Source organism: Aneurinibacillus migulanus (assembly GCF_001274715.1).
GTDB lineage: Bacteria > Bacillota > Bacilli > Aneurinibacillales > Aneurinibacillaceae > Aneurinibacillus > Aneurinibacillus migulanus.
The window spans coordinates 323,861-339,808 of sequence record NZ_LGUG01000004.1; the positions used below are offsets into that span (position 1 = coordinate 323,861).

Annotated in this window: 11 protein-coding genes; 9 read left to right on the forward strand and 2 right to left on the reverse strand. The window is 46.6% G+C overall.

The genetic code is table 11. The features are described from left to right. Positions 1-83 precede the first annotated feature (83 nt). Both AF333_RS03165 and AF333_RS03170 read right to left on the reverse strand, forming a co-directional pair. On the reverse strand, positions 84-3,371 hold the full coding sequence (locus tag AF333_RS03165; protein WP_043067681.1) for a DEAD/DEAH box helicase: 3,288 nt from the start codon (positions 3,369-3,371) through the stop codon (positions 84-86). Positions 3,372-3,772: 401 nt separating this feature from the next. Continuing rightward, the gene (locus AF333_RS03170) at positions 3,773-4,855 is read right to left on the reverse strand and encodes an HD-GYP domain-containing protein (protein ID WP_043067682.1); all 1,083 of its coding nucleotides are present in this window, start codon (positions 4,853-4,855) and stop codon (positions 3,773-3,775) included. A 254-nt stretch (positions 4,856-5,109) separates the two neighbouring features. On the opposite strand from AF333_RS03170, the gene hpf reads away from it, so the two are divergent. The 9 genes from hpf to AF333_RS03210 all read left to right on the forward strand — a co-directional run bounded on the left by hpf (position 5,110) and on the right by AF333_RS03210 (position 15,933). Next, positions 5,110-5,667: a ribosome hibernation-promoting factor, HPF/YfiA family gene (gene hpf / locus AF333_RS03175; RefSeq protein WP_043067683.1), complete on the forward strand. Its 558-nt coding sequence runs from the start codon at positions 5,110-5,112 to the stop codon at positions 5,665-5,667. Between the two features lie 354 nt (positions 5,668-6,021). Continuing rightward, positions 6,022-8,541 (forward strand): preprotein translocase subunit SecA, encoded by a 2,520-nt coding sequence (gene secA, locus AF333_RS03180; RefSeq protein WP_043067684.1) that lies wholly within the window; start codon positions 6,022-6,024, stop codon positions 8,539-8,541. A gap of 3 nt (positions 8,542-8,544) precedes the next feature. After that, positions 8,545-9,661 (forward strand): peptide chain release factor 2 gene (gene prfB / locus AF333_RS03185; RefSeq protein ID WP_177329634.1). Its coding sequence is split into 2 segments (ribosomal slippage): positions 8,545-8,616 and positions 8,618-9,661, totalling 1,116 coding nucleotides; the frame shifts between segments, so codons are not numbered across the junction. Positions 9,662-10,022: 361 nt separating this feature from the next. Continuing rightward, positions 10,023-10,868, forward strand: a complete 846-nt coding sequence (locus tag AF333_RS03190) for a transketolase (RefSeq protein ID WP_043067686.1) — start codon at positions 10,023-10,025, stop codon at positions 10,866-10,868. Beyond that, the gene (locus AF333_RS03195) at positions 10,868-11,809 is read left to right on the forward strand and encodes a transketolase family protein (RefSeq protein ID WP_043067687.1); all 942 of its coding nucleotides are present in this window, start codon (positions 10,868-10,870) and stop codon (positions 11,807-11,809) included. Before AF333_RS03190 ends, AF333_RS03195 begins: the two co-directional genes overlap by 1 nt. A gap of 100 nt (positions 11,810-11,909) precedes the next feature. Further along, entirely contained in the window at positions 11,910-12,281 is a 372-nt protein-coding gene (locus tag AF333_RS03200; RefSeq protein WP_043067688.1) for a c-type cytochrome, read from the forward strand. 249 nt (positions 12,282-12,530) lie between these two features. Then, positions 12,531-14,198: an amidohydrolase gene (locus AF333_RS03205; protein WP_043067689.1), complete on the forward strand. Its 1,668-nt coding sequence runs from the start codon at positions 12,531-12,533 to the stop codon at positions 14,196-14,198. Further along, positions 14,155-14,457 carry a DUF3311 domain-containing protein gene (locus AF333_RS31460; RefSeq protein WP_080787894.1) on the forward strand — a complete coding sequence of 101 codons (303 nt, stop codon included), beginning with the start codon at positions 14,155-14,157 and terminating at the stop codon, positions 14,455-14,457. Before AF333_RS03205 ends, AF333_RS31460 begins: the two co-directional genes overlap by 44 nt. A 3-nt stretch (positions 14,458-14,460) precedes the next feature. Next, positions 14,461-15,933 carry a sodium:solute symporter family protein gene (locus AF333_RS03210; protein WP_074714892.1) on the forward strand — a complete coding sequence of 491 codons (1,473 nt, stop codon included), beginning with the start codon at positions 14,461-14,463 and terminating at the stop codon, positions 15,931-15,933. Positions 15,934-15,948: the final 15 nt, after the last annotated feature.

Below are 15,948 nucleotides of genomic sequence, written 5' to 3' on the forward strand. Positions count from 1 at the left end.
AAGAGTATATACAAAAAGGAACAGGTGGTACAATATGTCCCCTGTTCCTTTTTCACCTTTTTAGGCTATTGTTCTTGTCATAATTAAATCATCAGCAACTCGCGAATTTCATTCTCGGTCAAAGTAAACAAAGCACCTTCACCTGGCTGGATGACTTCGTCGATCAGGTTTTTCTTCTGTTGCTGTAGCTCATACATTTTCTCTTCAATCGTGCCTTGTGTGATCAGCCGGATGACCTGCACAACGTTCTTCTGTCCCATACGGTGTGCGCGGTCGGCTGCTTGTTGCTCCACCGCCGGGTTCCACCAGAGGTCATAGAGGATAACGGTGTCTGCTCCCGTCAAATTCAATCCGGTTCCGCCTGCCTTTAAGGAAATGAGAAAGACGTCCTGTTCCCCTTCATTAAAACGGCGACACAGTTCCACTCGCTCACTTGCAGGTGTTTTGCCGTCCAAATAGAAATAGGATAAACCGCATTGTTCCAGCTCCCGCCGGATGATGCTTAGCATCTCCGTAAACTGGGAGAAGATGAGTATTCGTTTACCGGCGTTACGATAGTCCTCTACGATCTCCAAGAGCTGGTCTAACTTCCCTGAATCGCCTGTATAATTCTCAAGGAATAAGGAAGGGTGACAGCATAGTTGCCGTAGACGGGTCAGGCCCGCCAAAATCTTCATTCGATTTTTTTGGAAGCTCTCTGTTTGAAGCTGTTGAATGGTTTCCTGCTGTAGCTTCATTAAATAAGCCATGTACAGCTTTTTCTGTTCCGGCGACAAATCGGAAGTCTGAAGGGTTTCTATTTTCTCGGGCAACTCCTTCAGTACATCGGATTTCATCCGGCGTAAAATAAACGGACGTACCCTTCTCGCCACTGCTTCACGAGAGAGCTCAGCAAATGCTTTTTTACTGGGGAACAGTTCAGGAAATACCGCATCAAATATTGACCACAGATCCTCCAGTGAATTTTCTATAGGGGTTCCTGTTAAAGCAAAACGATGCTGGGCGTGGATTTCTCTGACGGCTTGCGCAGTCTTTGTGGCATAATTTTTTACTGCCTGAGCTTCATCTAGAATAAGGGTATGAAAACGGTGATTCGCATACAATTCCATATCCCTTCGCAGCAGCGGATAAGACGTAATCAATACATCTACGTTCGATAATTCATTCAAAATTTTTGTTCGTTCTTGCTTATCGCCTGTAATGATCACTGTCTTTAGCTCGGGTGCGAATTTTTTTAATTCGTTCTTCCAGTTGTACAGTAACGAAGCTGGAGAAACGATGAGTACAGGAAGTCCGGTCGTTGTGCTTTTCTGTTGTTCTGAAAGAATAAAGGCAATGCACTGTAGTGTTTTACCAAGTCCCATATCATCTGCCAAAATGCCACCAAAGTGGTAATGAGCCAATGTCTTTAACCATTGGAAGCCATATTTCTGGTAGTCCCGCAGTACAGGGGAAAGCGTCTCCGGAATCTCAAAATCAAGCTTATCCGGATTTCTCATGTTTTCGAATAGCTGGCGAAGCGATTTTTCGATTTGAATTGCAGGTGTTCTTTCATCTGAATCTAGTAAATGAAATCCGCGAACAACTGACAATTGGATATGAGTATCTTTCACTTCTGATTGGCGAATATCCATTTCTTCCATAAAGAGGCCGATGTCTAGAAACTCATCCTCCTCCAATGACAGAAATGATCCGTCCTGTAAACGGTAGTATTTCTTTTTCTCTACAATGCTTTGAAGGATATGATGAATTTCCTGTTCGTCGATACCTTCTATACCAAAGTTGATGTCGAGCCATTGTGTTTTCGCATCGACATCTACCGTCATTTTTGGTGAGTGAAGGCTGCTGTACATCATCGGTCTTAAGGAAGACGTTACATAAATCTCAGCTGTTTTCTTCAGCTGGGGAAGAAGGTGATATAGAAAGTGATACATCCCTTCCTCATCATCCATATAAAGCTCGCTGCCATTGTACTTGAATGAAGATTGTTCAAGTACATTCATAATCCGACTTTCCTGTTCACTGTCGCGCAAGAGAATACGGTTCGAATAGTCCTGATGGTCAACGTCCGAATGAAAGGGTGCAATTACGATATCGCCGTATTCATATTCCAGCCTGGCCAACAGTCGATCCTCATTCCGATCGAGATGAAGCTTAGCATGCAGCGGCGGGTTCATAATCCGATTAGAAATGTTCTGTTCGATGTCAACGGTGCTCATTTTTTTCAGTTCGGGAATAACACGTTCCACAAAGGTTTCAATTTGAGAAGAAGGAATCAGTACTTGCTGGTTGGGCCTATATTGAAACATTTCTTTCATTTTGGTGAGTCGCCGTAGCTGTGTTCCGGGCATGTTGTACAGCGTTCCTGCCGCAAGCACGCAACCATAGTTCTCCATTACTGTGACTTGATCCAGGCCTCGAATGTCCAGTTGATAGCCCTCGGCTCGCGCTTTGTTTAATTGAAAGTGAAGCGGAACGTTTCCTTCCCTGGTTTTGATACGCTCATATGTGTTCATTTCGTGCTCGAACATAACAGTTGCTTCCTTCAATTTTGGCAACAACTTCTCCCATGCCAGAGGGGGAATGAACAACAATCGACCGGTACTGAACATATAAGCGTGAGAATGGCCGCTTAAGGCCTCGCGATAGGCCGTTTCATTGTGGTGCACCTCAATCAGCTGCTGAATGATTGCCCAATCCGTTTCTTTAAATGTGTGTATGGAAGGATCGAACGTGAAGCGTTTCGAGAACGAATGAGTAGCTTGCTGTTCTATTTTTGAAAGAAAGTCTTGGATTTTCTGGACGATATACAATCGTTCGCTGCTTCTAACCTTCATTTCGATTCCAAACAGGTTTTTTTGAGAAGGGTAGTTGGTAGACGCAACTTTGCATGTGAATTCTACTTCAAGCACTTGGTTATATTTTTGGGGAACGTTACCTACGTTTTGTGCCCCAACAGAAGTATCTTCGAAAAGTGAAATGATGTTTTCTGCCAGCTGTACATCTCTTCTTGAAATACCGGCTTTCGAGATGCTCTTATCTTCTGATAGATGCTGAGAATGACGGGGGGTACTCTTCCCATTCTGATTAAAAGCATGAATGTGAAATAAAACTGCGGCAATATGCTTGCAGTAGTTATAATATGAATGAAAGGCTGGACATTCACATTCCGCCTCTATATAGCCAGAATCCTCAAGTGTGATATCGACGTTATACTGCTTGCTTCCTGAGACAACAGCGTGATAATGCAGCTTATTCGGGTCGTAATTCAGCTGAAGTACCCGACGCGATTTGTAATAAGCTTCACCACGTTGGTAGGAAGTCGTACCACACAATGACTTGATATCTTTTAGGGATGGTGAATGACTCATTTCTGTTTCCTTCCTATTCATCCGGTGTTTGTTCCGCGAATTACCATTCTATTCCTCATTATAAATATTGACTACATTCTTATAGATTACTCTTGTCAATATTCTATTGATTATATCATAGTCATCTTAAGGCTGATCATTCGCAGAGGAAAGGCGGAGAACACACCTGTTGATTATACATATATCGGAAGAAATAAGATGCACGCGTCGGCGTGTTCCCTCGTCTTTTTCTCACAAGAAAGGGACACGGTCGCTTTGTAGGGGTAAAAAGCGGCCCTCTACGCTTCCGTGCGGGAGACGAACCGACACCCGTTTGGGGCACGGTGTGATGACGATCCGCCCTGGATGCTATTGGATAACCAACACCCTTAATCGCATAGGTCAAGTGTAACTTCCTGATATCAGAATACCTCGACAATCTGTATGTCCCGCTCTACTTCTAGTTTCGTAAATAATCCTTCATCCGTCCGGATTAGAGGACGGAGCGGTTCCTGGTGGTTGTATCGTACAATTACGCCTTTTTGACCGTTCGACAGCCGTACCTTTGAACCAATATAGGACTCGATAATATACGTTACGAACGGTGTTACTATAGCTGGATTCATTAGCCCGGCGAACTGAGCGTTCCAGAGCGCTGTAGCCGCTTCGAATGGGGAGACCTTCTCCCTGTATACACGGTCAGATGCCAGTGCGTCGAATTTGTCTGCCACGGATACAATTTGTACGGATAGTGGGATATTTTCATGACGTAAACCGAATGGATAGCCTGTTCCGTTCAGGCATTCATGATGCAGTAGCGCTACATCGGCGAATGATTTGGGGAGGTTGGGGAACTTACGCAGCAAGGTGTATCCGTATTGAGTGTGCTTACGCATGATCTTCCGTTCTTCTTCTTCGAGCCTAGATGGTTTATTCAGGATTCCATCGGGAATCTCCAGCTTTCCGATATCGTGAAAGAGTCCGGCTTCACCTACTTCTACGCATACTTCATCGGGAAGTCCGAGCAGACGGGCGATGAGCGCTGATAAGAGGCCAACATTGATGCTGTGGCGGTATGTGTATTCATCTTTTCCTTTAAGTGTATGGAGTGGATGGAAGACATAGCGATGTTCTAAGGCATGCTTGATAAGAGGGGAGAACTGGGTGACCATCTCCTGAATGTTGACCTGTTCTCCTTCTTTGGTCCTGTCTAACAGGTCTTTAATGCCGGAGAGTGTTTCTTTATAGATGACAGCCATTTCCGGATCATAGTTCCACGCTTCATCGATTTGGTGCAGAAGCTCCGGTGCAATGTTGTCGATTGGCTTTATTTCATGCGTCGCACCTTTGACCGCAATTTCAAAAATATTGTTGATGAGCAGCGAATCAATGTCTTTGGCGGTCAGCATTTTCCCTGCGCTGAGCAGGAGCGTCCCTTGTTCGTTGTATATGTCTGTATATAGGATGCGCCCGATGAGTTCGTATGATGTAGATACTAGCCCCATACTTGACTCCCCCTTTTTCAGGAAAAAATATTCTTATTCCATTTATACCATATCCTTCCGTGCGATTTCGCCCTGAATTTCATCCTTTGTAAGGCTGTTCCTTACCCTATAAAGCAAGAGTTAGGAAGTGTTTTTGGAAACGGAAGAAATGTTACAAAAAGTTCGCAAAAGATGGTAAAAAAATGTCGAGCAAAGGAGGATTTTCAACCGTGAAAGGGGAATATATAGATATAGATGAAAGGAGGAGTATCTATATGCAATACAACACCCGTGGTGAAAATATCGAAGTAACTCCTGCACTCCGAGACTATGTAGAGAAAAAAATTGGTCGCCTCGAGCGCTATTTTGAGAATACTTCCTCATTTTCCTGCAACGTTACGCTTCGCGTGCTGCGAGGTGAACATACAGTGGAAGTGACTATTCCAATGCCGGGAGTTATCCTCCGAGCTGAAGATACGAACAGCGATATGTATGCGGCGATTGATCTGGTCGTTGAGAAACTAGAACGTCAAATCCGCAAACATAAAACAAAAGTGAACCGTAAATACCGCCAACAAGGCGCGGTGTTCGTGGAAGCCGATCCGTTAGCCACCGACCAGGAAGTGCAGGTGGAAGACGAGAACGACCAGCTTGAAATCGTGAAAACAAAACGCTTCAACCTGAAGCCGATGGATGCTGAAGAAGCTGTGCTACAGATGGATATGCTGGGGCATAATTTCTTCGTATTCAGCAATGCGGAGACGGAAGAAGTGAACGTTGTGTACCGCCGCAAAGACGGTCGCTACGGCCTGATTGAGCCGGAAAACGTATAAGCAAATATATAAATCCAAAAAAGGCGCCCGCGGGTGCCTTTTTATTGTATAAGGAAGTAGATGCCGCTGCAAAGCGAGAAAGCGCCACTTCCTTCCGAGCGTATCATTTGAAAAACTCATGAGGCGTATGCCAAGCGATACTTTTTTTGTGTGGAGCGTGTGGCACGGTGGGCGAAAAAGGACGAGCGAGGGCGCCCATGGGTTTTTCTTTATTAGAGTAGAAAAGACTTCCATCTTATAGTATTTCCTATATTTCTTGTCAACCCCCTATGATACTGTTAAAATTAAAATTTAGAGCAGTCCTATTGCTCCACTAGCAAGAAGAGTGAAGATTGGAAGGGGATTGGATACCCGATGCTAGGAATAATCAAAAAAATTATAGGCGATTCTAATGAGCGCGACGTAAAAAAGCTGAATAAGCGCGTCGAAAGAGTTAATGCTCTGGAACCGCAAATGCAGGCACTAACAGACGAACAGCTACGAAATAAAACCGATGAATTCAAAGAACGGCTTGCCAAAGGCGAGACGCTGGATGATATCTTATATGAAGCGTTTGCGGTATGTCGCGAAGCCAGCCGCCGCGTGTTGGGGATGCGTCACTACGACGTTCAGTTAATCGGTGGTATGGCGCTGCATGAAGGTAAAATCGCCGAGATGAGAACCGGTGAAGGGAAGACACTGGTAGCGACGCTGCCGTCGTACTTAAATGCGCTCGCCGGTAAAGGCGTGCATGTCATCACAGTTAATGAATACTTGGCAGCGCGTGATGCCGAAGAAATGGGGCAGATTTATAATTTCCTTGGTTTGACATGGGCGGTGAATCTGAACGGTATGTCGCCAGATGCAAAGCGCGAAGCCTATGCAGCCGACATTACGTACGGAACGAACAATGAATTCGGCTTCGATTATCTGCGCGATAACATGGTGCTATATAAGGAACAAATGGTACAGCGCCCACTCAATTATTGTATCGTCGATGAAGTGGACAGTATCCTGATCGACGAAGCGCGGACACCATTGATTATCTCGGGCGAAGCGGAGAAGTCGACCGAGCTGTATCATGTAGCGGCCCGTTTCGCTGTGCGTTTAAAGGAAAAGGAACATTATACGATCGATATTAAGGCGAATTCCGTATCCCTGACCGAGCAAGGGGTGGCGGAAGTTGAACGTGCGTTCAATATCGAAAACCTGTATGACAATGAGCATATTCTGTTGAATCACCATGTTAACATTGCGCTGAAAGCCCGTGCACTGATGAAGCGAGATATCGACTATGTGGTAGACAACGGAGAAGTTGTTATTGTTGATGAATTTACCGGACGTCTCATGCAAGGACGTAGATACAGCGACGGACTGCATCAGGCGATTGAAGCGAAGGAAGGCTTGCAAGTACAGAATGAGAGCATGACGCTTGCGACGATTACCTTGCAGAACTACTTCCGGATGTATGAAAAACTGGGCGGTATGACTGGTACAGCCAAGACTGAGGAAGAAGAATTCCAGAAGATCTACGGTCTGCATGTGGTAGTTATCCCGACGAATAAACCGGTTATTCGTGAGGATAAGCCAGATGCGATTTATAAAACAGAGCGCGGTAAATATCGTGCCGTGGTAGACGATGTAGAGGTGCACCATAAGGAAGGTCGTCCGGTGCTGGTAGGTACGACATCGATTGAGAAGTCAGAGCTTATCTCCAGCTTGTTGCGTAAAAAAGGCATTCGTCATGAAGTTTTGAATGCGAAGCAGCATGAGCGAGAGGCGGAAATCGTTTCTTTAGCTGGTCAGCGTGGTGCGGTAACGATCGCGACTAACATGGCGGGCCGTGGTACGGACATTAAACTGGGTGAAGGGGTAGCCGAACTTGGAGGTCTTCATATTATCGGTACGGAGCGTCATGAGAGCCGTCGAATTGATAATCAGTTGCGTGGACGTGCTGGACGTCAAGGGGACCCTGGTTCCTCTCAGTTCTTCATCTCCTTAGAAGACGAACTGATGCGCAAGTTTGGTTCGGAAAACATTATGGGTATGATGGATCGTCTTGGCATGGAAGAAGACATGCCGATCGAGAGTAAGATGGTATCCCGAGCGATCGAATCGTCGCAGAAGCGCGTAGAAGGTGCGAACTTCGACATGCGTCGTGTCGTCCTGCAATATGACGATGTGATGAACCAACAGCGTACGGTTATCTACAAACAGCGCCGTGAAGTGCTTGAGTCTGAATCGCTGCGCGATGTAGTCGTTGGTATGGTTATGTCCCATGTTGAGCGTCTTATCGATGTTCATTGTCCGGATGAAGTTGTAGAGGAAGAATGGGATCTCGAAGCTCTTATCAATCATTGCCACGGTACATTTTTGCATGAAGGACAACTGGAAGCAAAAGACATCTGGGGCAAGGACCGCGAAGAAATCGTGGAAGTGTTCCGTGAGTTGGTGGAGGGCCTGTACTCCGAGCGCGAGCAATTAATGGATGAAGCGGAATTCCGTGAATTCGAGAAGGTTGTCGTGTTACGTGCGGTAGACAGCAAATGGATGGATCATATCGATGCGATGGATCAATTCCGTCAGGGTATCCATCTGCGGGCATACGGTCAGACCGATCCGCTGCGCGAGTACCAGATGGAAGGCTACGAGATGTTCAATCAGATGATCGCGAGCATCGAGGAAGAGGTTGCGACATATATCATGAAAGCTAATATTGGCAGCAACCTGCAGCGTCAAGAAGTAGCCAAAGGACAGGCAATTGCACCGTCTGATTCCGGCGAACCAGCACCGAAGAAACCGGTGCGCCGCCAAGAGCCGAAAATCGGACGCAATGATCCGTGCTACTGCGGAAGTGGAAAAAAATATAAGAACTGCTGCGGCCAGGAGGAATAGAGCATGCCACTGACAGAAGCAAAACAGCAAATGACAGCTATCGGCAAGCGATTGGCTGAGATTAGGGGGTCTCTTTGACCTCCCTGGTAAACAGAAGCAAATCGCCGCGTTAGAAGAGAAGATGGCGATGCCGAACTTCTGGGACGATAATGAATCTGCTCAGGTTGTGATCGGCGAGGTTAATGTGCTGAAAGATGCAGTCAATGCCATTCAGCAAATGGAGACCGCGTACGAAGATATCGAAGTTATGATGGATTTGTATGCGGAAGAGGAGGATGAGTCGCTCATCTCCGACATTGTGAAAGAGGCAGAAGCATTGCAGGAGCGGTTGAACGAGTATGAGCTACAGCTACTGCTTAGCCAGCCGTACGACAGGAAAAATGCGATACTTGAATTGCACCCTGGCGCGGGCGGAACGGAATCGCAGGACTGGGCAGATATGCTGCTGCGTATGTATACTCGATGGGCTGAGAAGCAGGGCTTTAAGGTGGAGACGCTTGATTACTTACCCGGTGAGGAAGCCGGGGTAAAAAGCGTTACTTTGTTAATTAAAGGACACAATGCTTATGGCTATCTGAAAGCAGAAAAAGGGGTACATCGACTGGTGCGTATCTCTCCGTTTGACTCATCCGGACGACGTCATACTTCGTTCGTTTCGTGTGACGTCATGCCGGAGATTGACGACGATATCGAAATCGATATTAAGCCAGATGAATTAAAAATCGACACATATCGTTCCAGCGGTGCGGGTGGCCAGCACGTTAATACAACTGACTCTGCAGTACGGATTACGCACGTGCCGACAGGAGTCGTAGTTACATGCCAAACGGAGCGCTCGCAGATTAAAAACCGTGAGAGGGCGATGAAGATGCTGCGTTCCAAACTGTATGAAAGAAAGATTCAGGAGCAGGAGGAAGAGGCGGCTAAGCTGCGCGGCGAGCAAAAAGAAATCGGCTGGGGCAGCCAGATTCGTTCCTATGTGTTCCATCCATACAGTATGGTGAAAGATCATCGCACAAACCACGAGACGGGAAATGTGCAAGCAGTGATGGATGGGGAGTTAACTCCGTTCATTGATGCGTATCTTCGACAGCAGCTCGGACACACGACAGAATCATAATGTTCCGTAAGAAAAACTCGCGGGCATGCCGCTCGGCCTTTTTCCACAACGAAGCCAAACGGCCGCTTTGTGGCACTTCAGGCGGACCGACAAAATCTCCGCTTTATGAGGGAGACAATTGTCGGTTTTTTTGGCCCGTCGTTCCACACGCTTCGCGAGTTTTTCAAATGGTACTCTTGGAAGAATAGGTGAAAGTGAATGGGTGAGTATGCGCCATTTAGATGGATAATGACGGTATACGAAACATTCGTATTACCGTTATTTGTGCTGCTGACAGAAGCCTGGCAGACGAAGGGTTCTGGTGCAACTGACGTATTCAGTTTTGAATATATTGTAAAACTTATGTTTTGGAGGAGAGGGAATGAGTACAGTTACAGAGGGGAAACTCACAGAGCTTAAGCAATATGCAAGCAATATCCGTCAGGAAATCGTTAAGATGGTAGCGGCGGCTAATTCTGGACATCCTGGTGGTTCGTTGTCAGCGGCAGACATCTTGGCGGTTCTGTACTTCCATGAGATGAATGCGGGACCAGATAAAATTAGTGACCCGGACCGTGATCGGTTTGTTCTGAGCAAAGGACATGCGAGCCCGGTATTGTATGCTTCGTTGGCAGAGAAAGGCTACCTGCCGAAAGAGGAACTGGCTACCTTCCGCAAAATCAATTCTCGCCTGCAAGGTCATCCGAGCAAAAAGATGCTGCCAGGCGTAGAGCAGAGCACAGGCTCGCTCGGTCAGGGGCTGTCGGCAGCGAACGGCATGGCATTGGCTGCACGTCTCGATAAGCGCGATTATCGTGTATACGCCTTGCTTGGTGACGGGGAAATTCAGGAAGGCATGGTATGGGAAGCTGCCATGGCAGCCGGTCATTATAAGCTGGACAACCTGGTAGCGATTCTTGATTACAACCACCTACAAATTGACGGTAATGTAGAAGACATCATGAATGTGGGACCGGTTGCAGATAAATTCCGTGCATTCAACTGGCACGTTATCGAAATCGACGGTCATAATCTGGAGGAGATTATCTCTGCTTTGGATGAAGCGAAGACTGTAAAAGGCATGCCGACATTCATCGTTGCCCATACGGTGAAAGGAAAAGGCGTATCATACATGGAGAATGCATGCGGATGGCACGGTACGGCACCGAATGCAGAGCAATTGGCACAGGCGCTTGAAGAACTGTGCGCGCAGGGGGGAGAGAAATAATGGAGAAGACAACGGTAAAAAAAATCGCGACACGTGATGCCTACGGACAAGCTCTAGTAGAATTGGGACGCGAAAACCAGGATATCGTGGTACTGGATGCGGATTTAGCAAAATCGACGAAAACAGCGGATTTCGGTAAGGAATTTCCGGAACGCTTCTTCGACGTAGGAATTGCCGAGGCGAACATGATTGGTATGGCAGCGGGTCTGGCGACCTGCGGCAAGATTCCATTCGCCAGCACGTTTGCTCTGTTCGGTTCCCTACGTGTGGCTGATATGATTCGTAACTCTGTATGCTATCCAAATCTGAACGTAAAAATTGCGGTAACACACCAAGGATTAACGCTCGGCGAAGACGGTGCATCTCATCAAGCGGTGGAAGATATCGCTTTAATGCGCGCCATTCCAAATATGACGGTTATTGTTCCGGCGGATGCGACTGAAACGAAAAAAGCGATTCGCGCAGCGGCGAATACATACGGTCCAATGTATATCCGTATGGGGCGTCCAAGCGTGCCTGTATTGTTCGAAGATGATTATGAATTCGAAATCGGCAAAGGCGTACAAATCCGTGAAGGAAATGACGTGGCGATTATTGCAACTGGCGTTATGGTGCATATTGCTGTCGAAGCTGCTGAATTGTTGGCACAAGAAGGCATTCAAGCACGCGTAATTAACATGGCGACCATCAAACCAATTGATGAGGACATTATCGTAAAAGCTGCACAAGAAACGAAAGGTATTGTGACAGCAGAAGAATGCAACATTTATGGCGGTCTAGGCGCTGCTGTAGCGGAAGTATTGTGTGAGAAGCATCCAGCTAAGTTGCGCCGTGTCGGTGTAGAGGATACGTTCGGTGAGTCCGGTACACCAGATGAACTGCTGAAGAAATACGGCCTGACTGCTGAAAATATCGCTTCCAAAGCAAAAGAATTACTATAGTACATAGAACAGTTTTGTTAGCTTCGGCTTATATATGCTGATTAAAAATCTCCTCCCTTGATCATACTAAACGTGTGACATGATCAAGGGAGGTTTTTTTATGAAAAAGTGGATGATGACAGTAAGCAGTATTCTGCTTGTGCTTGCGCTGGCCGCAGGTTGTGGCGCAGCCAATAAAAATGAAGGCGGCGCGGCAGAACAACCGGCGCCAGCAGAACAGGGCGGGCAGGCCGGTGGCGCCGCAGGCGGAGGAGGAGAAGCACAGAAAATCTTCCAGGCGAACTGTACTTCCTGTCATGGTCAAAACTTGGAGGGCGGCGTTGGTCCGAATCTAACGAAAGTCGGTGGCAAATATAAAAGCGCCGATGAAATCAAAACGATTATTCTAAAGGGAAGAAATGGCATGCCAGGTGGTCTGGTTAGTGAGACAGATGCGAAAGCTTTATCTGACTGGTTAATCACGAAGAAATAAAGAGTTGTTGGCACTACATTGTATTGATATTCAAACGTAAAAGACCTGAGTTATAAGGCTTTCAAGAAAAAGCCATAACAGGTCTTTTTTATTTTTGTTGTGGAACATCATCTGGCATATTAAATATTTAAATTTTAAAAATATTATTGAATTATTCTGTATATTCTTATAGTATAAAAACATCTGGTAATGATGTCGTGATGTGATGATGTCGCTATCAGAAACTTTCATATGAGGGAGAGGGTACACATGTCTTTTGAAGCTGATTTGTTAGTAACCCATGCCAACATCCTGACTTTAAACGGCAAAGGGGAGCGAGCCGGTTCTGTTGCTGTGAAAAATGGGAAAATCGCCGCTGTTTGGGATACGCCTGAACCTCCCCGCCATGAAGTATCAAGTACAGCGAAAACCCAAGTCCTTAATATGAAAGGTGCTACCGTTCTGCCGGGATTTATCGATACGCACAATCACATCCTTATGTATGCACAGATGCGAACCCAGGTAGATTGCCGCCCATCCGTAAGTCCTACTATTGCTGATATACAGCGAAGGATTAAGGAGAGAACAGAACAGACGGTGCAGAGCGATTGGATTATAGGCTATGGATATGACGATACAATGCTTGAAGAGCAGCGTCATCCGACCCGCGCCGATTTGGATGTGGTGGCGCCTTTTCATCCCGTGCTTATCCGTCATATTTCCGGTCATTTGGCTGTAGTGAATTCGTTCGCTCTTCGTTTAGCTGAAATTGATGACAGTATATCCGATCCTCCGGGCGGGCATTTTGGCCGGGATCGTGCGGGCAAGTTGAACGGCGTGCTGTACGAGCCTGGGGCCATGAACTTGGTAGGTTCCAAAATTCCTCACATGTCTAATGAGGAGCTTGTGTCATTAATGGGCCAGGCCGCGGTGGATTATGTAAGTCAGGGTATTACAACAAATACGGATGCAGCGGTCGGTTTCATGCCAGGAGTGGACGAGATGGAAATTCATTTACAAGCGGCCCTAAGCGGAGCAAATCCGATGCGGGCACGGCTGATGATTATGCATCACTTGCTCCGTCCAGAAGGCCGCTTCGGTTCTATGCTTGCCCAGGAAGTCAATGAGAGTCTTCGGGAGTGGTCGGACGGTAAAGTATGCCTTGACAGCGCCAAATTGTTCCAGGATGGGTCCATTCAAGGGTTAACCGGGGCGCTTCGCAGGCCATATCACACGCATCCGGATATATATGGTGATTTAATTCATGATCAGGAAATATTCAATGCCGAAGTGTTGGATTTGCATAAGCGCGGCTACCGTATTGCCATTCATGGCAATGGAGACAGGGCTATCGGTTCGATTTTGGATGCTTATGAGAACGCTTTGCGCGTCCATCCGCGCAGTAATCATCGTCATCGTATCGAACATGCGCAAACGGCTACACCGGAGGACTTGGACCGGATGCAAGCACTAGGAGTTGCTCCGTCGTTTTTCATTAATCACGTGTATTATTGGGGGGACAGGCATAAGAGGCTATTCCTTGGCCCGGAGCGGGCAGCCCGAATTAGTCCTATAAGAGATGCAATTCAACGGGATTTATTATTTACAGTCCATTCGGATTGCCCAATTACCCCGATTTCCCCGTTGTTTTCTGTATGGGCGGCGGTAAATCGCGTCACAAGCAGCGGCGAAATCCTTGGTCCCGAGCAGCGATGCGATGTTGAAACGGCACTGCGTTCCATGATTAGTTACGGGGCCGCGCTGAATTTTGAAGAACAGGTAGCAGGAACGATCGAACCTGGAAAACAGGCCGATTTCGCGGTATTAGAAGCAGATCCTACAGCTATCTCCGAGATGGAGATTAAAGAAATTCCGGTTCTGGCCACGCTCATTGATGGGAAGGTTGTATATCAAAAAGACGCATCGGTTTTATACTAATGCCAAATCCGAAAGGGTGAGAAACACGGTGTCCATTCGACTGGTAGGCAGTCTAATTATAGGATTGGTTGTTCCCTTTGTAGCTATTATCGGATTGTTCCCTATTACCTCAAGGATAGAAGTGAGCGTACTGGGCTTTCCCTTCCTTTATTTCTGGATGTTTCTGTGGTTTGGGTTAACGTCGGTTTGTCTATGGATTTCCTGGTGCGTTTTTGATAGGCCCTACTATGTCACGGAATCAAGAGAAAAGGGGGAGTGATACATGGCTGTAGTTGTATTCGGCGGCGTAATTTTGTTCTCGCTGGCTCTGGCTATGTATTCTAGACGGGGGAAAAGCGCGAATGTAGAAGATTATCTGGTAGGGGGACGCTCCTTTAGCGGGATTTTGCTTTTTTTTCTTGCTGTCGGAGAAGTATACAGCATCGGAACGATGATTGGGTTTCCAGGGGGCATTTATGCCAAAGGCGTTAGCTATGGTATTTGGTTTCTTGGGTATATCCTGCTGGCATATCCCATTGGCTACTTCCTAGCCCCGCTTATTTGGCGGGCAGGAAAAGGGTACAATGCGATGACCATGTCGGACGTAGTAAGAAGCCATTATTCTCATCGGGGATTTGAGTTGATTTTTACGATTTCTGTATTGCTGTTTATGATTCCATGGGGACAATTGCAATTTCAGGGGCTTATCGTTGCGCTCAGTTCTCTCGGATTTAACCTGTCCCCTGCGGCTTCTGTCGTTATTGCGGGATGTATCGCATTCTTCTATATTTCGGTATCGGGAGTAAAAGCGCCCGCGGTCGTTTCGGTTCTCAAAGATATTCTTGTCTTTCTAGCTATTGTCATTGCGGGGATTGCTGTTCTCACAAAGGTCGAGAGTGTTTCTAGTCTTTTTGATTTGGCAAAGCAGCATGGAACCCCGGTAACGATTCAGAATAATAACGACATGGTATCCTCGATGTCCACGATATTTTTCCAGGCGATTGCGTTCTATGCGATCCCCATGCTCGCCTCTGCGATATTTACGGGGCGGTCGGAGGCAACGGTGAAACGGACACAGACATTTATGCCACTGTATATGTTTATGTATCCGTTTCTTGTTATTACATCGTACTTTGCTTTTATCGCAGATCCTGGTCTAAACGATCCGAATCAGGCGTTTATCGTCTCTGTGTCTGCACTGTTTCCGTCGTGGCTGACAGGGTTTGTTGAAGCAGGTACGGCGTTATCGGGAATTCTCGTACTCGCCGTAAGCAGTCTGAGTGTAGGCGCGTTCGTTTCACGTAACTTAATCCCGAATGTTCCGGAAACATCGCAGCGCAGGTGGGTGCAGATGGTCGTTCTCTTGTATCTAGTAAGCTCAATGGCGCTTACTTTGTTCGTCCCTAGTTTAATGTTAAATATCATTCATACGACATATTACGGATATGGACAATTTGTGCCGACCATTCTGGCTATTCTTTTCTTCCGCAGAATCACTCCAATCGGATTGGCGGCTGGGCTTATTATCGGAGATGTAGCCGCCATCTCGATGCACTTGAATGAATTCAATCTGTATGGCATCAACAATGGATTGATTGCACTTGTTCTTAACTTTGTCGTAACACTTGGCGTCAGCTATCTCACAAAGGATTGGAAGAAGACCAATACACCGATCGTATATAATAAGGATGAAGTTTATACGATACCAGAAAAAATGATTCAACGGCTATCGTTAGTTAAGGCGATGCACGAGTGAATATATACAGGCTAG

What these genes read in the sequence shown, in the direction of transcription:
- hpf (WP_043067683.1), top strand. Translation starts at nt 5,110, where the DNA reads ATGCAATACAACACCCGTGGTGAAAATATCGAAGTAACTCCTGCACTC.
- AF333_RS03210 (WP_074714892.1), top strand. Translation starts at nt 14,461, where the DNA reads ATGGCTGTAGTTGTATTCGGCGGCGTAATTTTGTTCTCGCTGGCTCTG.
- AF333_RS03200 (WP_043067688.1), top strand. Translation starts at nt 11,910, where the DNA reads ATGAAAAAGTGGATGATGACAGTAAGCAGTATTCTGCTTGTGCTTGCG.
- AF333_RS03190 (WP_043067686.1), top strand. Translation starts at nt 10,023, where the DNA reads ATGAGTACAGTTACAGAGGGGAAACTCACAGAGCTTAAGCAATATGCA.
- secA (WP_043067684.1), top strand. Translation starts at nt 6,022, where the DNA reads ATGCTAGGAATAATCAAAAAAATTATAGGCGATTCTAATGAGCGCGAC.
- AF333_RS03205 (WP_043067689.1), top strand. Translation starts at nt 12,531, where the DNA reads ATGTCTTTTGAAGCTGATTTGTTAGTAACCCATGCCAACATCCTGACT.
- AF333_RS03170 (WP_043067682.1), bottom strand. Translation starts at nt 4,855, where the DNA reads ATGGGGCTAGTATCTACATCATACGAACTCATCGGGCGCATCCTATAT.
- AF333_RS03195 (WP_043067687.1), top strand. Translation starts at nt 10,868, where the DNA reads ATGGAGAAGACAACGGTAAAAAAAATCGCGACACGTGATGCCTACGGA.
- AF333_RS31460 (WP_080787894.1), top strand. Translation starts at nt 14,155, where the DNA reads ATGGGAAGGTTGTATATCAAAAAGACGCATCGGTTTTATACTAATGCC.
- AF333_RS03165 (WP_043067681.1), bottom strand. Translation starts at nt 3,371, where the DNA reads ATGAGTCATTCACCATCCCTAAAAGATATCAAGTCATTGTGTGGTACG.